The sequence below is a fragment of the Nocardia vulneris genome (genome assembly GCF_001613425.1).
Taxonomy (GTDB): Bacteria; Actinomycetota; Actinomycetes; order Mycobacteriales; family Mycobacteriaceae; genus Nocardia; species Nocardia vulneris.
The window spans coordinates 142,210-162,748 of sequence record NZ_BDCI01000018.1 but is presented as its reverse complement, the minus strand read 5'-3'; the positions used below and the strand labels follow the sequence as shown (position 1 = coordinate 162,748).

At 68.4% G+C, this 20,539-nt stretch carries 20 protein-coding genes; 15 read left to right on the top strand and 5 right to left on the bottom strand.

Annotated elements, in window-relative coordinates:
* The first annotated feature begins 38 nt into the window (after positions 1-38).
* The 3 genes from NVU01S_RS21035 (at position 39) to NVU01S_RS21030 (ending at position 1,752) form a co-directional block, all read left to right on the top strand.
* The gene (locus tag NVU01S_RS21035; protein WP_043668711.1) at positions 39-923 is read left to right on the top strand and encodes an SPFH domain-containing protein; all 885 of its coding nucleotides are present in this window, start codon (positions 39-41) and stop codon (positions 921-923) included.
* Positions 924-935: 12 nt separating this feature from the next.
* Positions 936-1,088, top strand: a complete 153-nt coding sequence (locus NVU01S_RS44255; protein WP_014983382.1) for a type II toxin-antitoxin system antitoxin — start codon at positions 936-938, stop codon at positions 1,086-1,088.
* A 67-nt stretch (positions 1,089-1,155) separates the two neighbouring features.
* Complete coding sequence (locus NVU01S_RS21030; RefSeq protein WP_043668715.1) at positions 1,156-1,752, top strand: hypothetical protein; 597 nt, start codon at positions 1,156-1,158, stop codon at positions 1,750-1,752.
* Positions 1,753-1,813: 61 nt separating this feature from the next.
* Here NVU01S_RS21030 and NVU01S_RS21025 read toward each other — a convergent pair whose 3' ends face one another.
* The gene (locus tag NVU01S_RS21025) at positions 1,814-2,674 is read right to left on the bottom strand and encodes a class I SAM-dependent methyltransferase (RefSeq protein ID WP_043668718.1); all 861 of its coding nucleotides are present in this window, start codon (positions 2,672-2,674) and stop codon (positions 1,814-1,816) included.
* Between the two features lie 347 nt (positions 2,675-3,021).
* Here NVU01S_RS21025 and rpsA point away from each other — a divergent pair, with 347 nt between their 5' ends.
* On the top strand, positions 3,022-4,494 hold the full coding sequence (rpsA, locus tag NVU01S_RS21020) for a 30S ribosomal protein S1 (RefSeq protein ID WP_014983385.1): 1,473 nt from the start codon (positions 3,022-3,024) through the stop codon (positions 4,492-4,494).
* 117 nt (positions 4,495-4,611) lie between these two features.
* Positions 4,612-5,244 (top strand): TetR/AcrR family transcriptional regulator, encoded by a 633-nt coding sequence (locus NVU01S_RS21015; protein WP_052280478.1) that lies wholly within the window; start codon positions 4,612-4,614, stop codon positions 5,242-5,244.
* Here the strand turns inward: NVU01S_RS21015 and NVU01S_RS21010 are convergent.
* From NVU01S_RS21010 to NVU01S_RS21000, 3 genes are all read right to left on the bottom strand, one after another.
* On the bottom strand, positions 5,237-7,459 hold the full coding sequence (locus NVU01S_RS21010; protein ID WP_043668721.1) for an MMPL family transporter: 2,223 nt from the start codon (positions 7,457-7,459) through the stop codon (positions 5,237-5,239). The genes NVU01S_RS21015 and NVU01S_RS21010 overlap by 8 nt on opposite strands.
* Before the next feature lie 287 nt (positions 7,460-7,746).
* Positions 7,747-8,313, bottom strand: coding sequence for a hypothetical protein (locus NVU01S_RS21005; RefSeq protein ID WP_146154022.1), 567 nt, complete (start codon positions 8,311-8,313; stop codon positions 7,747-7,749).
* A 99-nt stretch (positions 8,314-8,412) separates the two neighbouring features.
* Positions 8,413-9,099, bottom strand: coding sequence for an NAD(P)-dependent oxidoreductase (locus NVU01S_RS21000; RefSeq protein ID WP_043669023.1), 687 nt, complete (start codon positions 9,097-9,099; stop codon positions 8,413-8,415).
* A gap of 87 nt (positions 9,100-9,186) precedes the next feature.
* On the opposite strand from NVU01S_RS21000, the gene NVU01S_RS20995 reads away from it, so the two are divergent.
* Positions 9,187-9,888: a TetR/AcrR family transcriptional regulator gene (locus NVU01S_RS20995; protein ID WP_043668723.1), complete on the top strand. Its 702-nt coding sequence runs from the start codon at positions 9,187-9,189 to the stop codon at positions 9,886-9,888.
* 5 nt (positions 9,889-9,893) lie between these two features.
* A complete protein-coding gene (locus NVU01S_RS20990; RefSeq protein ID WP_043668727.1) occupies positions 9,894-10,847 on the top strand; it encodes an AEC family transporter in 954 nt (317 codons plus the stop codon).
* Between the two features lie 38 nt (positions 10,848-10,885).
* Here NVU01S_RS20990 and NVU01S_RS20985 read toward each other — a convergent pair whose 3' ends face one another.
* Positions 10,886-12,019 (bottom strand): hypothetical protein, encoded by a 1,134-nt coding sequence (locus NVU01S_RS20985; RefSeq protein ID WP_043668730.1) that lies wholly within the window; start codon positions 12,017-12,019, stop codon positions 10,886-10,888.
* Positions 12,020-12,157: 138 nt separating this feature from the next.
* Here NVU01S_RS20985 and NVU01S_RS20980 point away from each other — a divergent pair, with 138 nt between their 5' ends.
* The 8 genes from NVU01S_RS20980 (at position 12,158) to NVU01S_RS20945 (ending at position 20,534) form a co-directional block, all read left to right on the top strand.
* Entirely contained in the window at positions 12,158-13,765 is a 1,608-nt protein-coding gene (locus NVU01S_RS20980) for an ABC transporter substrate-binding protein (RefSeq protein ID WP_043668733.1), read from the top strand.
* Entirely contained in the window at positions 13,726-14,739 is a 1,014-nt protein-coding gene (locus NVU01S_RS20975) for an ABC transporter permease (protein WP_307682941.1), read from the top strand. The genes NVU01S_RS20980 and NVU01S_RS20975 overlap by 40 nt, the downstream gene beginning before the upstream one ends.
* Positions 14,732-15,589, top strand: a complete 858-nt coding sequence (locus tag NVU01S_RS20970) for an ABC transporter permease (RefSeq protein WP_052280479.1) — start codon at positions 14,732-14,734, stop codon at positions 15,587-15,589. The genes NVU01S_RS20975 and NVU01S_RS20970 overlap by 8 nt, the downstream gene beginning before the upstream one ends.
* Positions 15,586-16,413, top strand: coding sequence for an ATP-binding cassette domain-containing protein (locus NVU01S_RS20965; RefSeq protein WP_043668735.1), 828 nt, complete (start codon positions 15,586-15,588; stop codon positions 16,411-16,413). Before NVU01S_RS20970 ends, NVU01S_RS20965 begins: the two co-directional genes overlap by 4 nt.
* Positions 16,410-17,099, top strand: a complete 690-nt coding sequence (locus tag NVU01S_RS20960) for an ABC transporter ATP-binding protein (RefSeq protein ID WP_052280480.1) — start codon at positions 16,410-16,412, stop codon at positions 17,097-17,099. Before NVU01S_RS20965 ends, NVU01S_RS20960 begins: the two co-directional genes overlap by 4 nt.
* The gene (locus NVU01S_RS20955; protein ID WP_043668738.1) at positions 17,096-18,070 is read left to right on the top strand and encodes an ornithine cyclodeaminase; all 975 of its coding nucleotides are present in this window, start codon (positions 17,096-17,098) and stop codon (positions 18,068-18,070) included. Before NVU01S_RS20960 ends, NVU01S_RS20955 begins: the two co-directional genes overlap by 4 nt.
* A complete protein-coding gene (locus NVU01S_RS20950; protein ID WP_043669031.1) occupies positions 18,067-19,410 on the top strand; it encodes a type III PLP-dependent enzyme domain-containing protein in 1,344 nt (447 codons plus the stop codon). Before NVU01S_RS20955 ends, NVU01S_RS20950 begins: the two co-directional genes overlap by 4 nt.
* Before the next feature lie 65 nt (positions 19,411-19,475).
* Positions 19,476-20,534, top strand: a complete 1,059-nt coding sequence (locus NVU01S_RS20945) for a PLP-dependent cysteine synthase family protein (RefSeq protein WP_043669034.1) — start codon at positions 19,476-19,478, stop codon at positions 20,532-20,534.
* Positions 20,535-20,539: the final 5 nt, after the last annotated feature.

The window sequence follows — 20,539 nt, the reverse complement described above, 5'->3', positions numbered from 1 at the left end:
CTATCTTGGTGATATCACTTTGATAGTTGGAGGATGTCATGAAGCTACGTCCCGCGCTCCACGTCAACGGCTTCCTGGTGCTGGTGGCCTGGCTGGTGCTCACCCTGTTGCTCGGCGGCGGCGCGGCACTGGGGTATCTCGCGATGGCGCACGATCAGAACGTGCCCGCCCTGGTCGGGGCGATCGTCGCGAGCTTCCTGGTGCTCGTGCTGCTGCTGGGCGCGACCGGTTTGACCATCGTCAACCCGAACGAAGCCCAGGTGGTCCAGTTCTTCGGCCGCTACATCGGTTCGGTGAGCGAACCCGGCTTCTTCTCGGTGCTCCCGCTGACCGACCGCAAGCGGATCTCGTTGCGGGTGCGCAACTTCGAGACGCAGAAGCTGAAGGTCAACGACGCCGACGGCAACCCGGTCGAGATCGCCGCCGTCGTGGTCTACCGGGTGGTGGACAGCTTCAAGGCCGCCTTCTCGGTCGACGACTACGAGGAGTACGTGCAGACCCAGTCCGAGGCCGCGGTACGCCATCTGGCCACCACGCACCCGTACGACTCGCACGACGACACCCGCACCAGCCTGCGGGACGGCAGCGAGGTGGCCGAGGAACTCACCGTCGAGTTGCGCGACCGCACCGAGCTGGCCGGCATCGAGGTACTCGAGGCCCGCATCACCCACCTCGCCTACGCGCCGGAGATCGCCCAGGCCATGCTGGTCCGGCAGCAGGCTTCGCAGGTGGTCGCCGCGCGCACGCAGATCGTCGAAGGCGCGGTCGGCATGGTGAGCCTCGCGCTCGACCGGCTCACCGAGCAGGGGGTGGTGGAACTCGACGAGGAACGCCGCGCCGCGATGGTGTCCAACCTGCTGGTGGTGCTCTGTGGTGACCGAGCGACCCAGCCTGTCGTGAACACCGGCTCGCTCTACAGCTGAACGCCGAAGCCCATGGCTGAGCGCAAGAAGCTACTGCTGCGACTGGATCCCGGTATCCACGAGGCCATCGCCAAGTGGGCCGCCGACGACCTGCGCAGCGTCAACGCCCAGATCGAATACGCACTGCGGCTGGCGCTCGAACAGGCGGGCCGCAAACCGAAATAGGGCACCGAGCCGCACACCGACAGAATTCGGTGTGCGGCCGTGCCGTGTTCGCCGTTACGGTGGGCGGGTGCCTATCTCGTTCGATATCAGTGGACTGCAACAGATGGACACCAACACCTGGGGGGATCACAGCACCGGCGACATCGTCACGCTGACCTACCACGACTTGGTGCCCGACCTGCCCGCGCCGCTGGAAGACCTCGACACGCTGCGCACCCGGCTCGCGGAGATCTCGGCCGAATCGGGTTGTCTGGTCGAGGCTTTCCTCGTCTGGGTCGACAAGTTGCCCGGCCTGTTGCGGATCGAGAAGCTGCCGCTGCCGAACCGGGATCACGGCCTGGTCTTCGCGGCCTCGATCGTGGTGCCGAAAGACCGGTGCAGCGCGGTGTTCCAGATCCTGTGCCCCGAATTCGGCACCACCGGCCTGCGCGAGGCGGCGCTGCTGGCCCAGCTCGGCCCGCAGCACATGTTCCCGCCGCACCCCTACGCGCCCGGCCTGCGCGGCAAACTGCCCTACAACATCGCCGACGAAGTCCGTTGGGACGCGCAGTTTCCGGACCATCCGGTGAGCCGGGCCCGCCGCTGGGTCGCCCGGACGGTCCCCACCGCCAAGGTCGATCCCGGTTTCGCGGCGCTGCCCCCGTTCCCCGGGCCGCAAACCTGAACTCCCGCACCCCTTCCGTGTTCCCGCACCCGCTATGGCCGGCCACAGCGGGTGCGAAGCATCAAAACCCGTGCGACTCCGGCTTCTGTGCGATGAAGATCGCGGTCCCGGGGAAGATCTCACCGCGCAGCGGACTCCACTGACCCCATTCGCGGTCCAGCCATTCGGGCCAGTCCGGCTCGACGAGGTCCACCAGCAGCAGCCCGGCGGCCACGATTTCGCGGACGCGATCCCCGACGGTGCGGTGATGTTCGACGTAGGTCGGCTCGCCCGCGCCGTCCACCTCGACATACGGGGTGCGGTCGAAATAGGGGATGGCGGCGGTGAGCCCGGCCGGGCCGGGATCGTCGGGGAAGATCCAGCGCATCGGGTGGTTCACCGAGAAGACCCAGCGGCCGCCGGGCCGTAGTACCCGGGCCACTTCGCGCATCACCTGCGCCGAATCGGCGACGAACGGGATCGCGCCGAACGCCGAGCAGGCCAGGTCGAAGGATGCGTCGGCGAACGGCAGCGCCTCCGCGCCCGCCTGGACCAGCGGCACCTGCGGTCCGCCGCGGCGCATCGCGTCGAGCCCGCGGGTCAGCATGCCCATCGAGAGATCCAGCCCGACCGGGTGTGCGCCCTGCCCGGCCAGCCAGCGCGAGCACGGCGCCGATCCGCAGCCGATCTCGAGCACCCGCTTGCCCGCGACCTCGCCGAGGAAACGCATATCGCCCTCGTGCAGGCCCTCCGGGCACCAGACGAATTCGCCGTCTGGGGAATCGACGCCGAGGAACGCGGCGTGCGTCTCGTGGTACTGCCCCGCGTCCGCGTCCCACCAGCGCCGGCTGGCCTGCTGGCTGGCGGCCGAACCGATCCGGGTTCGCGCCGTTCCCGCGGTCCCGAGCAGTGTGTTTGCCTCTGCATGGCGATCTTCCGACACGGGCGTCAGCTTATCGACCGAGGGTGTGGCGCTCGGCGCGCGGACCGGGAGGCCGACCGCGGTACGCGTATATATATAGCCGCCCGCTTGCTGTGCGCGGTCCGGACAATGCCTCGACGGCGTGGCGGCCGGACCGGTTTGCCCGGCCGGACCAAGGTCGCGTACGCTGAACGCGCGAGTGCCTTCTGTACAGCCGTACCGGAGTCAACCACCCGTGCTGAGTTTCACGTGCGTTACGTGCGGTACGTTCCTTGTGTCCGTCTTCACTTCACCGCGGTGAATTCGCCAGCGTACCGAAAGTTCCAATGTCCGCAACCGACCACAATCCGTCCGGAGCAAACCGACATATGCCCACCACCGTCACCTCGCCGCAGGTAGCCGTCAACGACATCGGCTCCGCCGAGGATTTCCTCGCCGCCATCGACGCCACGATCAAGTACTTCAACGACGGCGACATCGTCGAAGGAACCATCGTCAAGGTCGACCGCGACGAGGTCCTGCTCGACATCGGTTACAAGACCGAAGGCGTCATCCCTTCCCGCGAACTCTCCATCAAGCACGATGTCGACCCGAACGAGGTCGTTTCCGTGGGCGATGAGGTCGAGGCTCTTGTTCTCACCAAGGAGGACAAGGAAGGCCGCCTGATCCTGTCGAAGAAGCGGGCGCAGTACGAGCGCGCGTGGGGCACGATCGAGGAGCTCAAGGAGAAGGACGAGGCCGTCAAGGGCACCGTCATCGAGGTCGTCAAGGGCGGCCTGATCCTCGACATCGGTCTCCGCGGCTTCCTGCCCGCCTCGCTCGTCGAGATGCGTCGCGTCCGCGACCTCCAGCCGTACGTCGGCAAGGAGATCGAGGCCAAGATCATCGAGCTGGACAAGAACCGCAACAACGTGGTCCTGTCCCGCCGTGCCTGGCTGGAGCAGACCCAGTCCGAGGTGCGCAGCGAGTTCCTGCACCAGCTGCAGAAGGGCCAGGTCCGCAAGGGTGTGGTCTCCTCGATCGTCAACTTCGGTGCCTTCGTGGACCTGGGCGGCGTCGACGGTCTGGTGCACGTCTCCGAGCTGTCCTGGAAGCACATCGACCACCCGTCCGAGGTCGTCGAGGTCGGCACCGAGGTCACCGTCGAGGTGCTCGACGTCGATCTGGATCGCGAGCGGGTTTCGCTCTCGCTCAAGGCGACCCAGGAAGACCCGTGGCGTCAGTTCGCCCGCACCCACGCGATCGGCCAGATCGTGCCGGGCAAGGTCACCAAGCTGGTTCCGTTCGGTGCGTTCGTGCGCGTCGAAGAGGGCATCGAGGGCCTGGTGCACATCTCCGAGCTGGCCGAGCGCCACGTGGAGGTCCCGGACCAGGTGGTCGCGGTCGGCGACGACGCGATGGTCAAGGTCATCGACATCGACCTGGAGCGTCGCCGGATCTCGCTGTCGCTGAAGCAGGCGAACGAGGACTACCACGCCGAGTTCGACCCGTCGAAGTACGGCATGGCCGACAGCTACGACGAGCAGGGCAACTACATCTTCCCCGAGGGCTTCGATCCCGACACCAACGAGTGGCTCGAGGGCTTCGACAAGCAGCGCGAAGAGTGGGAAGGCCGCTACGCCGAGGCGGAGCGTCGCCACAAGATGCACACCGCGCAGATGGAGAAGATGGCGGCCGACGCCGCGGCCGAGGCCGCGAACGGCGGCGGCTCCTCGAACTACTCCTCCGAGAGCGGTTCGCAGGCGTCCTCCTCCTCCAGCTCGTCCGAGTCGGCCGGTGGTTCGCTGGCCAGCGACGCGCAGCTGGCGGCTCTGCGGGAGAAGCTCTCCGGCAACGCCTGATAGATGCAGCACGACGAAGGCCCCGGTCCGCTGGACCGGGGCCTTCGCCCTTTTCGCAGGTGGCCGGACCGCCGCGGAATGCCGTGACAGGTAGCGGCGGCCGGTATCGTTGGTGTGATGTCCGATGCCATTGCCGAGCTTTCCTCGACCTCCTGGGAACGCAGGAAGATCGAGGCGATGGGCCGAATCCAGCGGGTCGCCCTGGATCTGTTCGACGCGCACGGGTACCGGAATGTGACGATCGAGCGGGTCGCCGCCGCGGCGGAGGTGTCACCGAGTTCGGTCTACCGCTACTTCGGCACCAAGGAGATGCTCGTCCTGTACGACGAGGCCGATCCGAAGGTGCTCGAGGCGGTCCGGACCGCGGGCGGGCCGCAGACCGTCGCCCCGGCCGAGTTGATCGCGGTCGGACGGCTGCTCGTCCCGGTGTTGCTCGAATCGCTGCTCACCGCGGAGGCCGAGCATCGAATCCGGCAGCGGCTGCAGTTCATCGCGGCGGTGCCCGAGATCCGGGCGGGGCAGACCAAGCAGATGCGGGAGCTGGAAGACGAGTTCCGGACCCTCGTCGCGGAGCGAACCGGCTTCGGCCCCAACGATCTTCGGGTGCGGATGGCCGCGGCCACCGCGGTCTGGGGCTGCGTCGCCGCGCTGGATCATTGGGCCGGAACAGGTTTCGCCGGACGGCTGAAAGACGTCTACACCGAGGCGTTCGGGTCGATCATCGACCAGGTCGAGACCATGTTCAGGTAGTCGCCCGCTGCGCGCGCGACTTGCGTTGCGGCAGCCACCAATTCCAGCGGCCGAACAGCCGCATGAAGGCCGGCACCAGCACCAGTCGCACCAGCACCGCGTCGATCGCGATGGCGACCGCGAGCGCGAAGCCGATCTGCTTCAGCTCCAGCACGTCCGCGGTCACGAAGCTGGCGAACACGGCGACCATGATGGCGGCCGCGGCGGTGATCGGCCGGGCCGTGCGTTGCAGGCCGTCGGCGACGGCAGCGGCGTTGTCCCCGTGCACATCCCAGTGTTCCTTCATTCGCCGGATGAGAAACACCTCGTAGTCCATCGAGAGACCGAACAGCACCGCGAACACCAGCATCGGCAGATAGATCTGTAAGAACCCGGTGCTCTGGAATCCGAGCACGCCCGCGCCGACCCCGTGCTGGAACACCGCGACGGTGATACCGAGCGCCGCGCCGGTCGCGAGCAGGTTCATCGCGATCGCCTTGAGTGCGAGCACGATACTGCGGAACGCGACGACGAGGAAGCCGAGCGAGATCGCGAGCACCAGCGTGATCACCCACGGGAAGCGGTCGGTGATCCGGTGCGACACATCGACGAACAACGCGGACGTGCCGCCGACCTTCACCTCGGCGTGCGTCAGAACCGCTGCGCGGGAACGGATATCGGTTACCAGATCGGCGGATTCGGTCGACTCGAAGGAGGCTTTGGGCACCACCGCCGCGAACATCCGGCCCTGCGCGAATTGCGGCAGCACCGCCGCGATCCGGGGATCGCGGGAGAACTCACCGATGAGCCGGTCCCCTTCGGCGCGAGCGTCGGCGGTGAGCGGGGTGTCGGCGGCGCCGGTCACGACCACCTCGATGGGTGATACCAGACCGGGTGTGAAGTTCTGCTTCACCAACGTGAGCCCTTGGCCCGACGCGCGATCGGTGAGTGATCCGAGGCCCACGTCGACGCCGTAACGCAGGCCGGTCAGCGGAGCGGCCGCGACGAGCAGCAACGCGACCCCGACCGCGCCGAACAGCACCGGTCGCGCCATCACGATGCGGGCCCAGCGCGCCCAACCGCTCGACGCCGTGGCCGCGCGCACCTCGGCGGGCCGCAGGCGTTCGGGTAGCGCGCCGCGATTGATCGCGGGCCCGAGCGCGGCGAGCAGGGCGGGCAGCAGCGTGAAGGCCGCCGCCATCGTGGCGATCACCGCGGTCACCACGCCGATCGCGACTCCGTTCAGCATGGGCAGCCCGACCACCACGAGGGAGCACAGCGAGATCATCACAATGAGACCGGAGGCGAGCACCGTCCGTCCGGTGGTGTCCATCGCCGCACCGACGGCCTGCGCGATGGCGTTGTGCTCCTGCCTGTTTCGGACGCCGCGCCGGGTCAGCTCCTCGTTGAACCGGCTGACGATGAACATGCCGTAGTCGATCGCGGTGCCGGTGGCGATCATGGTGGCGACCGAGAGCACCAGCGAGTCGAAGGCGAGGAACGTGGTCAAGCCGAACAGCGCGCCGACCGCCACGGCGATACCGGCCGCGGTGACGCTGATCGGCAGCGCCGCGGCGGCCACCGCGCCCAGCGCCAGTACCAGCAGCACCGCGGCGATGGGCACGCCGAGCGCCTCGCCGCGTTGCAGATCCGCCGTTTCGATCTCCATCAGATCGGCCTGAATCGGCGCGTAGCCGGTGAGCACGGCCTGCGCGCTCGCGTCGGATCCGGCGGCGAGCGCGGTGCGCAATTCCCGGACGACGCTGACCCGCTCGGAGATATCGCCGTCGAGGCCGACGACGGCGAAGGCGGTGTGCCGGTCGGCGGCGATCTGGGCGGCATTGCCGTCGAACGGGCCGACGGCGCCGGCGACGCCGTCGGTCTGCCGGACCGTGGCCAGGGTGCGCTCGATCGCCGCACGGAATTCCGGCGCCTCGACCGTCGCGGTGTCGGAATGGAAGACGATGAGGTCCTGTTCGGTGCCGAACTGGGCGAAGTGCTCGGCGACCAGCTTGCTCGCCGCGACGGAGTCCGACCCCGGCACGGAGTAGTCGGGGGTGCCGAGCCGGGCGTGCAGGGCGGGGTAGGTCGCGCCGCAGGCGATGACCAGCAGCACCCAGACGGCGAGCACGATCCGGCGATGCCGGGCCATCGCCATGCCCCAGCGACCGGCGGCGCCCCATCGCGGCGTGGCCCGCGGGGGTTGCGGCCGTTCGAGGATGGTCGGTTGCGCCATCGCCCCTCCCAGGGTTCGCTACCTGACAGTGACTATCAGGTTCTTTCGGTCAGCATACGAATACTGAGGGAGCAGAAGCAAGGGACTCTCAACTTTGTGGCAGTGGTCCGGTTGCCGGAGCTGTGCGCGGCGGGGCTGTTGCGGGCGAGAGGCCGTACTATCGCCGGTCAATCGGGTCGTGCGAGATCCGCCCGCCGACCTATGAAATGAGCCCGCCGCCGACGTGGCACGATCCGGTGCGACAGGTGCTGTCGCGGATCGCTGGCACCCCGGCGGCGGGCTCGAATTCAGTTGTCCGCGTGGTGCATCAGCTGGGGCTGGACGCGCCGCGACGGTTTCGTCGTGCCTCCTCGGGTCACCTCCGGCGGGCCGGTCGGGCGAGTGGTCCATCCGCCCGGCTGTGCCGTGGTGAGCACGACGACCTGGATCTGTTCCAGCCGCAGCCCCAGCCCGGCGAGCCGGGCGATCACGCCGAGCCGGTGTTCCGGCAGCCCCGGGCGGATCGCCAAGGGTTCCCGGCCGGGCCGGCGCAGCACGTAGGTCCGCCGTTCGAGGTCGAACTCGAGCGGCGCACCGTCGCGCACCGCGCGGTAGGCGTCGAGATCCAGGGTGGTGTGCTGGACCGGGTCGATCATCATCGCCTCGATCAGCCGCTCGGCATGGGCCAGCCGCATCGCCCGATCGTCCGGTTCCAGCCACTCCACCCGCTGCGCCACCCGCCACCGATAGTCCTCGGCCGCGGCGCGGAGCAGGTACCGATGCCGCTCGATCTCTGCCGCCAGCTCCACCAGCCGCTCGAGATCGACATGCATCGGGTCGCGCGGGTCGGGTGTCGAAGCTGGGACATCAGGCATTGCGCCTCCTCGTTCGAGTGCCAATTACCTTTCGCGGCAACTCGATCGACGTCCGACCTGAGAACTATTCTCCCTCAGGGGTACGACAAGTTTCGGTGCTCAGTAGCCGACGGTGAAGCGACGCTGGATGAACCGTGGCTGTTCCGCCTCGTCGAGCAGCGCGACGGCGATGTCCTCGGCCGAGATGTCGCCCGCGCCGGGGGCGGGGGGCAGCAGCTGGTCGCCGCCGATGCGGAAGCGCCCCGTGCGCTCACCGGATTCGATCCGGCCCGCGGACGGACTGAGGTAGGTCCAGTGGCGATCGGACAGCCGATAGACGTTCAGGCTGTCGCGCAATGCGCGCACCACGTCGATGTATTCCGCCGGTACCGCCAGCACCTCGGTCAGGGTGCGGGTGAAATCCGCTCCGGTGTCGACCAATCGGCGCCCGGGCGCGACCTCCAGGCTGCCCGCGCCGCCGACGGCGATCACCCGGACCCGGGGCTGCCGTTCGAGCGCGCGCACCATGGCCTGCGCGCCGGTGACGAAATCGCTTGCGTGGGCGATGGTGTCGGCGATGTCGCGCCCCGCGTTCACGGCGCTGATCACCACGTCGACGCCGGTGATGGCGGTGGCGATGCTGTCGGCGTCGAGCCAGTCGGCCACCTGCCAGCGCACCCCGGCCTGCTCGGCGGGAATCCGGGCCGCGTCCCGGGTGAACGCGGTCACGCGGTGTCCCCGCTGGGTGGCCTCGGCGACGACCCGGCTGCCGATGACGCCGGTCGCCCCGAAAATTCCGATCTCCACGATCTCTCCCTCAACGCTGTTCATTTACTACACGCCGTTCAGTAACAGCACGGACGATAGTAGCCAAACGCTGTAGAGTGTCAAACCGTGGTCGAGGCAGTCAGGAGTCGCAGGGAGCGGTTACGCGCGCAAGCGTCGGACGAGATCAAGGCGATCGCCTTGCGGTTGCTCGCCGAGGGCGGTCCGGACGCGGTCTCGTTGCGCGCCATCGCCCGGGAGATGGGCATGACCGCGGGCGCCATCTACGGCTACTACGCCACCCGTGACGACCTGATCTCCACGCTGATCTCCGATGTCTACACCGCGCTGGTGGACCGGGTCGAGGCCGCGCGCGACGCGGTTCCCGCCGCCGATCCGGCGGGACGAATCGTCGCGTGGGGAGAGACCGTGCGCGACTGGGCGATTGCGCATCCCGCGGAGTTCCGGCTCATCTATGGCGATCCGGTGGCCGGGTACCAGCCTCCGCCCGGCGGACCCGCGACGGCGGCCGAATTGCGGGCCTGCACCGGGCTCGTCGGCTTGGCTGCGGCGGCCTGGCCGCGCGCCGCGGCGCGGCAGACGGTCGGTGACGAGGACTGGTCCGACTTCGATGCGGGGCTGGTCGCCCACGTACGCAACGACTTTCCCGAGCTGCCGCCCGCGGCGCTGAGCCTGGCGCTGCGGATGTGGGGCCGGATGCACGGGCTGATCGCGCTCGAGGTCTACGGTCACCTGGTGCCACAAGCGCAAGCCCCCGCGAAGCTCTATCACGCCGAAATGCTGGACCTGGTCCGGTCGCTCGGGCTCTAGCCGGGATGAGCGAGATAGCGACGACTATCGGCAAGCTCGCGCCGGTGGCCCTGGTGTTCGGCGGTGGCGTCGTCTTCGCGCGGCGCAAGATCATCGGTGCCGAGGTCTCGAAGGCGTTCTCCGACTTCGCGTTTCTGTTCGCGATTCCCTGCTATCTGGCCGGGGCACTGTATTCGAGTGACCTCGGGCGGCTGTTCGATCCGCGCGCCATCGCCGCGTATCTGGTCACCGCGCTGGCCGGCATGCTGGTGGTCGGGTTCTGGTCGCGGCGGGTGACCGGCGCGGACAGCCGGGGGATCGCGCTACGCATCATGGCCGGGGTGCAGGTGAACACCACCTATTTCGCGATTCCGGTGTTCGTGCTGCTGTTCGGTGATGCCGCGCCGATCTTCCCGATCATCCTGCTCCAGGTCTGTGTGCTCACCGTCGTGGTCATCGCCGTCATGGAATTCGGTGCCGGACAAGAGGATCCGGGTGGGCGGCGGCCGATCGCCGCCGCGGTGCGCGGGATTCGCGCTGCCTTGCTGACGCCGATCGTGGTGGCCTGCTACCTCGGTATCGGCGCGAACGTGGCCGAAGTGCCAGTGCCGCAATGGCTCCTGGACGCACTGGCCTTCGCGGGCAACGCGGCGGCGCCCATCGCGCTGTTCGCGATCGGCCTGCACCTGGGCGGTTCCGGGCTGCGCCTGCGGGCCGCGGCGCGCGACGAGTACGCGCTGATCGCCTTCAAATGCTTGGTCTTTCCGCTGCTCGCCCTGCTGGTCGGCAAGTATCTCTTCGGTATTCGCGGTGCCTGGCTGACGTATTCGGTGTTGATCGCCGCCATGCCGTCGCCGCAGAATCTGTTCATCTTCGCCCAGCGCTACGAGACGGATATCGATCTGGCGGCGTCGATCGTCGCGAAGACCTCGCTGCTGGCGCTGCTGCTGTTGCCTGGGTGGTTGCTGCTGGCCCGGTGACGTCGCGCCAGTAGCCGCGCATCCGGCCCGCGGGCCGCTCAGATGCCGAGGTACCCGACCGTGGCCGCGAACATGATCGCGGTGAACAGCGGCCAGAACAGCACCTTGGGCAGCAGGTTGTCCCGCCAGGCCAGTGCCTTGCCGAAGGTGCCGTGCAGCAGCAGGGTTGCGTTGAGCGCCACGAGCAAGGTCATCACGTACAGGGTGAAGTACCAGTACTCGATGTAGGAGATGCCCGCGGAGCCTACTTCGGTGCGGGCCGCGTTGTCGTTGACCGCGACGACCAGCACGGTGGACACGGAGAAGGTGATGATCGCGAACGCGGTGAAGCCGGAGATCGGCCGCCGGTCCGGGTCGGTGGTGATGACGAACAGCGAGAGGAACATCAGCACCGCCAGCAGCAGCACCGGCACGATCCGGCCGAGCAGCGGTCCGAGCAGCCCGCGGGTGACGCCGACGTTGAAGTACAGCTCGTCGGTATTGGCCAGCCCGGGATGGGTGAGCATGCTGTACGCCTGGTGGTTGAGGCTCCACACGGTGTACTCGGGCTCCCAGTCGCCGAAGACCAGGCCGGGGTCCAACCCGTTGAGCGCGTGCGGATTCCACGGCGGAAACGATTCGAACGAGGGAACCAGCTGCACCTGATGGATCATGTCGACCGGGCGCATGCGCAGCCAGATGTCCTGGTGGTCGAGCGGATAGTCCTGGTAGTGGAACTGCTGGCGGATGACGGTGGAAAACGACCAGACCACCACGCGCCAGTCGCCGAGCGGGTACTCGAACACCTTCTTGGGGCAGTGCGGGTCCTCGGCCTCGAGCAGCTGCACGCCGATCTCGATCTCCGCCGGGAAGTCGCGGGGTATGTGCTGCCAGATGTGGCCGGTGGCCTTGACGTTGTGCGCGTTGACGAACTGGAGCGAGTTCACCAGCACGCCGGTGGAGAGCCGGGGGACGTGCTGGTCCTGGGGGAGGTTCGGCCGCACCGCTGCTTCGGCCTCGGCATAGGACGACACCGTGGTGCCGATCTCCGCCACCGGTGCGTGCTTGCTCGCCGCGTGCGTCCACGAGTACACGGTGCCCGCGGCCAACAGCAGCGACACCGCGGTGGCGGCGAGCCACAGCAGCAGCTTCCACTTCGATACCAAGCCCGAGACCGCATCCCTGATCGGCACAGCCAGGAGATTAGCTCTCCAGTAGCCAATCGAGCGGTATTCGGACATCGGCGGACATGTCGCGTCCGGCTCGACGGGTGTGTCCGGTTTCACTGAAAATGCTAATGAAAATCATTACCAGTAGTCTACGATGCTGACATGGCTTTGTTTCGGATCGGGATGTGTGCTGCCGCAACGGCATTCGTAGTAGGTCTGACCGCGTGCTCGGCACCGGGGGAGACATCGAGCGATCCCGACCAATTCGTGGTGATCGACACCGAGGAACTCGGCGATTTCAGCCCGCTTCTCGGCGCGGGGAAGAACGGCGAGTCGAAGATCTTCGAAAGCCTGTACCGGATCGAGGAGGGTGTGACGGATCGGATCCCGGCGGCCGTGCCGGTGCTGGCCGTGGGCGCGCCGGAGCCGGTCGGCGGCGATCTGTCCCGCTGGCGGGTGCACACCCGAACCGGGGTGCGTTTCTCGGACGGCACCACCTTCGGGCCCGAAGACGTTGTCGCGACCTACAACTCGTTGATCGATCCGGCATTCGCCGCGCCGATCGCCGCGGACTACGACTTCCTGAAGCGGGCGGTCCAGACCGGGCCGGATACCGTCGAGTTCGAATTGTCCGGCGCCTATGCCGATTTCGACCATCGACTGTTCTTGGCGATCGCACCGGCGGAAGCGTTCGCCGTCCCCGGACCCGCGGACCAGGCCGAGCTGAATCGGCACCCGATCGGCACCGGACCGTACGTCCTCACCGAATCCCGCCCCGATCAAATCATTCTCACCGCCCGTGACGATTACTGGGGCGAGCGCGCCCAGGTGCGAAAGTTCGTGGTGCGCCGCAGCGACGACGACAACGCCAGAGCGAGTCAGCTGCGCGACGGTGCCGACGGCACGGTGCTGCCGCCCGAACTGGCCCCGGCGGCGGCCAAGGACGGCTATCGGGTCGTTTCGGCGGTCGCCGATGATTGGCGGGCCATCACCTTGCCGACCGGCAATCCGGTCGCGGGTGACCCGGCGGTCCGCAAGGCCTTGAACTTCGCCGTGGACCGTAAGGCCATGGTGGAGCACATCCTCGGCGGGCACGGTGCGCCGATGTCCACCCTGATGAGCCCGGTCTACGGCGAGAACTACGACCCCGCACAGGATTTCGGCTTCGACCGGGACGAGGCGGCACGGTTGCTGGACGCCGGGGGTTGGCGACTCGGTGCGGACGGCATCCGGGAACGGGACGGGCGGCGCGCAAGTTTCGAGATCGCCTACTACCCGACGGAAGTGCTGCGCCGCGATCTGACGATGGCCGTGGTCTCGGATGCGAAGAAGGTCGGTATCGAGATCACTCCGGTCGCGGTCGACAAGAAGAAGATGACGCCGGAGTACCTGGCGCAGACCCCGTTCATGCTCGGTGGCGGCGGCCAGCCCTACACCGTGGACAGCCAGCTCTACACCAAACTGCATTCCCGCTATGCCGCACCAGGTGTCGGCTCCAAATGGGACAACGCCTCGGACTACGTGAACCCGAAGATCGATGAGCTGCTCGATGCCGCCCGCCGCGAGACGAATGCGCAGCGGCGGGCCGAGCTGTACCGGCAGTTGCAGGCGGAATATCACAATGCGCCCGCGATACTCGCGCTGGTCACCACGAACCACGTCTACGTACTGCGGGACAACGGCTGGCGGGTCACACCGACTGCGCTGGAACCGCATTCGCACGGTGTCGCGTGGGGCCCGTGGTACGGGCTCGCGCGCTGGACCCGGTGATGGGTGGCAGAGCGGGCAGGTTGATCGTCCGCCGGCTCGTCGTCGCGGTACCGCTGGCCGGATTGGTCTCGCTCGCCGTGTTCGCGCTCGCGGCGGCCAGCCCGTTCGATCCACTGGACGCCTATCTCGGTGCGCACGGAGACGGCTTCGACGAGGCGCAGCGCGCGGCGCTGCGCGAGCGACTCGGGTTGGACCGCAACTGGTTCGGCGCGTGGTGGTCCTGGCTCGGTGACCTGATGCGGGGCGAGCTGGGCACCTCCCGGTCCTACCGGCAGCCCGTCGCCGAGGTGCTCGCCGAGCGGCTGCCCTGGAGTGTGCTGCTCGGCGTGCTCGGCGGTGCGGTGGCGCTGGTGCTCGCCGCCGCACTCGGCGCGTGGGCCGGGCTGCGCCGCGACGGCGTGGCCGACCGGATCATCAGCGCGAGTGCCGTGGTGTTGCAGTCCGTTCCGCCGTTCGTGCTGACGCTCGGCGCGGTGCTGGTCTTCGCGACCACCCTGCGCTGGTTTCCCGCCTCGGGTCTGACCGATCCCGGTGGTGGCATCGGCGTCGGATCGACGGCCCGGCATCTCGTGCTGCCCGCGGTACTGCTCGGCGTGACGCAGCTGCCCTGGCTGGTGCTCGGGCTGCGGGAGACCGTGGCGAACAGCCTCGACAGCGACGCCGTTACCGGGGCGAAGGCCCGGGGATTGCCGTGGCGGGTCATCGCTTTCCGGCATGTGCTCCCGGTGTCGGTGGCACCGTTCTTCGCGCTGTGCGGCGCCAGGCTGCCGGAACTGGTGGTCGGCGCCACGGTGATCGAGACGGTGTTCAGCTGGCCGGGCGTGGGCGCGGCGACCGTGACTGCCGCTCGCGCACTGGATTTCCCGTTGCTCGCCGCGCTGACGCTGCTCGTCACGGCCGTGGTGCTGCTCGGCAATCTGGCCGCCGATGCGATCGGCGTGGCCATCGATCCGCGGATCGACGCCGATGGCTGAGCCGCGGACCGCACAGCGGTCGATCAGGACACATTGGCGTGCAACGGTTCCCGTCATCGCGGTGGGCGTGCTGGTGCTCGCGGTGCTGTACGCCGGGCTGGTGCCGCTGCTGCGGCCGGTCGACAACGCGCTGGTCGATTTCTCCCTCAGCAGACGGCCACCCGGTCTCGAATTCCCGTTCGGCACCGACAGTGCCGGGCGTGACGTGTTCGTCCGCGTCGCCGCGGGCATGCGCGTCTCGCTGCTGATCGCCACGGCCGCGGCGCTGGGCTCGGCGGTCCTCGGCCTGCTGGTCGGAGTGAGCGCGGGGGCGTTCGGCGGCTGGTGGGACCGAATCGCGATGCGCGCGGTGGACGCGATGAACTCGCTGCCGAGCCTGCTGCTCACCCTGCTGGTCGTGGCCATGTATCGCGGCTCGGTGCGCGCCATCGTCATCGCGCTCGTGCTCACCCATTGGACCTCGGTGGCCAGGGTGGTGCGGGGTGAGGTGCTGGCGCTGCGGCACGCCGAATTCGTACAGGCGGCCCGGTTGCGCGGGCTGCCCGGATGGCGCATCGTCCGGCGGCATTTCGTCCCGCCCGCCCTCGGTCAGGCGTTGATCGGCGTCGTGCTGCTGATCCCGCACGCGATCTGGCACGAGTCGACGCTGTCGTTCCTGGGCGTCGGCCTGCCGCCGCACCAAGCCTCGCTCGGCACGCTCCTCTCGGACGCGCAGGCGTCGATTCTGCTGGGGGACTGGTGGTTACTGGTCTTTCCGGCCGGGGTGCTGGTGCTCGTCGCGCTGGCGGTATCGGTGCTCGGCAGGCATTGGCAGCGGAACAGTCAACTGCGCCACGAGGTGTCGGCGTGACGTTGACGTTGCAGCGCGTGTCTGTGCGAATCCCGCTGGGCCCCGGCCGCATCGTGCACGCGGTCACCGAGGCGGACCTGGTCGTCGCGCGCGGCACGGTGCACGGATTGATCGGCGAATCGGGCTCGGGGAAGTCCATGCTGTCGGCGACCGTCACCGGTTTGCTGCCGAAAAGTGCCCAGATGACCGGCACCGTCGCACTCGAGGCCAGCGGCCGGACCTACTCCGCAGCGCAGCTGCGGCGGGCACGGGGCCGCACGGTGGCGTGGGTCCCGCAGTCGGCGATGACGTACTTCACGCCGGTCCGGCGGTTGGGACCGCAACTGGCCGAAACGATCCGGTGCCTGGGCACCGCGCACGAGCCGGGCGACCTGCTGCACCGGGCCGGGTTGACCGCGGACGTGCTGCGCCGGTATCCGCACGAACTCTCGGGCGGTATGGCGCAGCGAGCGGCGCTGGCCTTCGCGCTGGCGGGCGATCCCACCCTCATCATCGCCGACGAGCCGACCTCGGCGCTCGACACCGCGCGGGCGGCCGCGATCCTGGGCCTGCTCGGCGAATTCGCCGCGGCGGGCGGCAGCGTGCTGCTCGTCACGCACGACCTGACGGCCCTGCGCGCGGCGAAGATCTGCACGGACATCTCGGTGATGTACGCGTCCCGGATCGTCGAAACCGGCAGTGCCGAGCAGATTCTCACCGCGCCCGCGCATCCGTACACGAAGGATCTACTGGCCGCGCTGCCCGAGAACGGCTTGCACCCGCTGCCGTATCGCACACCGGAACTGGTGAACCTGCCCGCGGACTTCCGCTACGGAGCGACATGACGAGAAGATCTCTTGCGGCCGAAGCCGTGTCGGTGCGACTGGGCGGGCGCCTGGTCCTCGACCGGATCTCGCTCGAACTGGCTCGCGGTGAAGTGGTGGGGTTGACCGGGCCCTCCGGGACCGGCAAAACGACCCTCGCACAGGTCTTGTCCGGCCTGCGCAAACCCAGCGGCGGCCGGGTCGTCTGTGACGGGAGCCCGTTGCCCCGGCGGCACACCGGGCGCATCGCGATGCTGTTCCAGTCGCCGCGGCGGTCCTGCGATCCGCGCCTGACCCTGCGCCGGTCGATCGCCGAACTCGCGCGTGGGCCGGTGGCTTGGGCGAGCGTGCTCGAATCCGTCGGTATGACACCGGATCTGCTCGACCGGTATCCGGCGCAGGTTTCCGACGGCCAGTTGCAACGGGCCGCCGTCGCCCGGGTGCTCGCCGCCGAGCCCGACTACCTGCTGTGCGACGAGATGACCTCGATGCTCGACCCGGCCACCACCGCCTCGGTCGCCCGCACCGTGACCGCACTGGCGGGCACGGGTGTCGGCGTGCTCTTCATCAGTCACGACATCCCCCTGTTGAGCGTGTGCGCGGATCGGCTCGTGCGCCTGGGGGACAACCTTTCTCCCGTGTCCGGTGCGGCAGCGTCGTCGCCCGGACCGACCGTTGATTCGACCGACGACATCGGAGTTCTATGAGCAACGCACTGCATATCCTCACCCGCACCGATCTGGCCGATATCGATCTGACGCCCGCCGAGGTCATCGATCTGGTCGAGGAGGGGTATCTGGCGTACGCGCGCGGCGAATCCCGGTGCCCGGTCAAGCTGATGATGCCGATTCCGAAGGTGGAGCGCGACGCGGTGTCGTATTCGATGCTGGGCTACGACAGTTCGCTGGAGCAGATCGGTTTCAAGACGTCCTACCGGCAGGGCAGCGAGAGCGCGGACAAGTACTACACCACGATCAGCCTGTACGACGACACCACGGGGCTGCCGTTCGCCTTCATGGACTGCCAGCGGGTCGGTGCCGCCCGCACCCCGGCGACGACGGCCATCACGGCGAAACACTGTGCCCGCGAAGGTGCGACGAAGGCCCTGATGATCGGCACCGGGGTGCAGGGACGGAACACCTTGCCGTACCTGCTCACCGCGCTACCGGAACTGCAGCAGCTGCGGCTGTTCGGTACCCATCCCGACGGTATCGCGGAAACCCTTGCCACCATGCGGCGTTGGTATCCGGACCGGGAGATCGAGCTGGTCGAGGACGTACCCGCCGCGGTCGCCGATTCGGATATCGTCGTCGTCGCTTCCGGGCGGGCAGCGCATCCGAAGGTACGCACGGAGTGGTTGCCGCCGGGCGGTGTGCTGATCTCGGTGGCCAGTAAGGGCGTCGAGAGCGGCGCGCTGCGCGCGGCGGACTACGCGATCGCGACCAGTGCGGGGCAACTGGGCGTCACCGGCACCCGGCTGGCGGGCCCCGACGGACCGGTGATCGACGCCGAACTCCCGGACATCGTGGCCGGCCGGGCGCGCGGGCGGATCGGCGCGGACGACCGGGTGTTCGCCTTCGCCAGCGGCATGATCATCACCGATATCCCGGTCGCGCACGCGTTGGCGACTCGGGCGGTGGCCGCGGGCCGTGGACAGCGGGTGGAACTGTGGTCGTGAACATCGCACCGGTCGAACTCCCCGGTCTGCCTGCGCTGGAACAGAAGTGGCAGCAGCGGGTGCGCGCGGACCGGCACCTGCTCTTCGATATCCGGCACGCGTTGGACGGCCCGTTTCACGTGGTCTACCCGGAGCAGTTCGCCGACAACCTCAGGTCGTTCCAGCGGGTCTTCACCGCACGCGGTGTGCGCGGCCAGGTCTATTACGGCAAGAAGGCCAACAAGGCCGGTTGCTGGCTGTCCGAGATCGCCGATCTGGGCGGAGCGGTCGACGTGGCGAGTGAACCGGAACTGGTGCACGCGCTGGCGCACGGTGTCCGCGGGCGCGACATCGGGGTGACCGGCGCCGCGAAAACCGATGCGCTGCTGCGCCTGGCCGCCCGGCACGACTGCGTGGTCGCCATCGATGCGCTGGACGAACTGGATCGGATCGCCGAGATCGCCGGGCAGGCCGGGCCGGTGCGGATCTTGTTGCGGCGGCTGCCACCCAAGGCCCCGCACAGCCGGTTCGGTTTGTCCGCAACCGATCTCGATCGCGCGATCGAGGTGTGCGTGCGACTGCGGCCGCGGGTGGAACTGATCGGGTTCTCGTTCCATTTGGACGGCTACGCGGTCGCGCCGCGCGCCGAACTCGCCGACGAGCTGATCCAGCTGTGCGTGCGGACGCGGGCGCGGGGTTTGCCCGTCGACACGATCTCGATCGGCGGCGGCTTCGCCTGCCGGTATGTGCGCGACGATGATTGGCACACCTTCCTCGAACAGCGTCGCGACGACTGGTTCCATGCCGGAAAACAGTTCGACAAGTTCTACCCCTACGCCCAGGACCCGACCGGCGCCGCCATGCTCGACGCCGTACTGGCCACCCGCTTCGGTGTCCGATCCCTGGCGGAGAACCTGCGGGACAACGATATTCAGCTGTTCATCGAGCCGGGGCGGGCCCTGCTGATCGATGCGGGATTCACCGTGTTCCCGGTGCTCGGTTACAAACAGAACGCCGAGTACGGCATCACGACCGTGCACGGACTCAGCATGAGCGTCTCCGAGCAGTGGAAGGGCAGTGAGTTCCTGCCCGACCCGATCCTGGTGCCGCGCAAGCAGATCACCGACGCCGCACCGGTGGCCACCTGTGTCGGCGGCGCCAGCTGCATGGAGTACGACGTGCTCACCTGGCGCAAGGTCCGCTTGGCGCAGCGACCCGAACCCGGTGACCTGCTGTTGTATCCGAATACGGCGGGCTATCAGATGGACAAGAACGAGAGCGAGTTCCATCAGCTCCCGTTGCCGCCCAAGGTTGTCGTCACCGAACAGGAGGACCGGTGGTTGTGGCGTTTGGACAAGTAGAAGCGGACGCGACGACGGTGCGTCCGGTCGGCCGGGCCACGGTGCATCCGGCCGGAGTGCGGCCGATGCCCCGGCTCCGGGAGAACGTCGTGCGCAGCGCGTCCGAGCTCATCGGCGCGACCCCCCTTCTCGAACTGGTGCGTACCGGCACGGGCACCCGGATCTTGTTGAAGCTGGAGCAGTTCAACCCGACCGGCTCGGCGAAGGTGCGCATGGCCCGCGAGATGGTGTTGCAGGCCGAACGCAGCGGCGAACTGCGCCCGGGCGGGCACATCGTCGAACCCACGTCCGGCAATACCGGTACCGGGCTCGCTCTGATCGCGCTGGAACGCGGCTACACGTTCACCGCGGTGGTCGACGACCACGCCGCGAAGGACAAGCTGCGCGCCATGAAAGCGATGGGCGCGCAGCTGGTCTCGGTGGACAGCGGTGACAGCGGCGGCCCGAGCACGGTCGAGCGCAGGCGGATCGCCGACGAGATCGCCGCGCGCACCGGCGCATACCGCCCCGATCAGCACAACAATCCGCACAACAACGCGGGCTATCGGGACCTGGCCGCCGAACTGCTCACCGATCTCAACACCGATGTCGACTACCTCGTCGGGGCGGTCGGCACCGGCGGATCACTGTGCGGCACAGTCGAAGAGCTGCGCAGGCTCGGTTCCCGGGTGCACGCGATCGGGGTCGAGCCCGTCGGGTCCATCATCTTCGGCGGCGCGGGCGGCGGCTATTGGCAGACCGGCGCGGGCAGCCCCGCCGGGTTCCCGGTCGGCGGCAACGTGAAATACGACGCGATCGACGAGGACTGCCGAGTGGGCGATATCGACGCGTTCGCCACCGCGCGCGTGGTGGCGCTGCGTACCGGCATCCTGGTGGGTGGTACCGGTGGCGCGGCGATCCACATCGCGCTGCGCCGGTTGGTGCATGTCCCCGCGGCGAGCACCGTAGTGGTGCTGGTGTGCGACGCGGGGGAGAAGTACCTCGACACCGTCTACGACGAGGATTGGCTGCACGAGCGCGGTCTGTACGACCGGGCGGCGCAGCAGCGGATCACGCGGCTGCTGACGGCTTATGACGAATCGGTACGGTTGGCGGCCGACGACCTGGAACGGGCGGGGGCGTAAACGCT

Bases quoted from the DNA above. Each gene is read 5' to 3' on its own strand.
- NVU01S_RS21035 (WP_043668711.1), top strand. From the start codon at position 39: ATGAAGCTACGTCCCGCGCTCCACGTCAACGGCTTCCTGGTGCTGGTG.
- NVU01S_RS21010 (WP_043668721.1), bottom strand. From the start codon at position 7,459: ATGGCGCAACCGACCATCCTCGAACGGCCGCAACCCCCGCGGGCCACG.
- NVU01S_RS20955 (WP_043668738.1), top strand. From the start codon at position 17,096: ATGAGCAACGCACTGCATATCCTCACCCGCACCGATCTGGCCGATATC.
- NVU01S_RS20990 (WP_043668727.1), top strand. From the start codon at position 9,894: ATGAGCGAGATAGCGACGACTATCGGCAAGCTCGCGCCGGTGGCCCTG.
- NVU01S_RS20945 (WP_043669034.1), top strand. From the start codon at position 19,476: ATGCCCCGGCTCCGGGAGAACGTCGTGCGCAGCGCGTCCGAGCTCATC.
- rpsA (WP_014983385.1), top strand. From the start codon at position 3,022: ATGCCCACCACCGTCACCTCGCCGCAGGTAGCCGTCAACGACATCGGC.
- NVU01S_RS20960 (WP_052280480.1), top strand. From the start codon at position 16,410: ATGACGAGAAGATCTCTTGCGGCCGAAGCCGTGTCGGTGCGACTGGGC.
- NVU01S_RS21015 (WP_052280478.1), top strand. From the start codon at position 4,612: ATGTCCGATGCCATTGCCGAGCTTTCCTCGACCTCCTGGGAACGCAGG.
- NVU01S_RS21005 (WP_146154022.1), bottom strand. From the start codon at position 8,313: ATGCCTGATGTCCCAGCTTCGACACCCGACCCGCGCGACCCGATGCAT.
- NVU01S_RS20970 (WP_052280479.1), top strand. From the start codon at position 14,732: ATGGCTGAGCCGCGGACCGCACAGCGGTCGATCAGGACACATTGGCGT.
- NVU01S_RS20980 (WP_043668733.1), top strand. From the start codon at position 12,158: ATGGCTTTGTTTCGGATCGGGATGTGTGCTGCCGCAACGGCATTCGTA.
- NVU01S_RS44255 (WP_014983382.1), top strand. From the start codon at position 936: ATGGCTGAGCGCAAGAAGCTACTGCTGCGACTGGATCCCGGTATCCAC.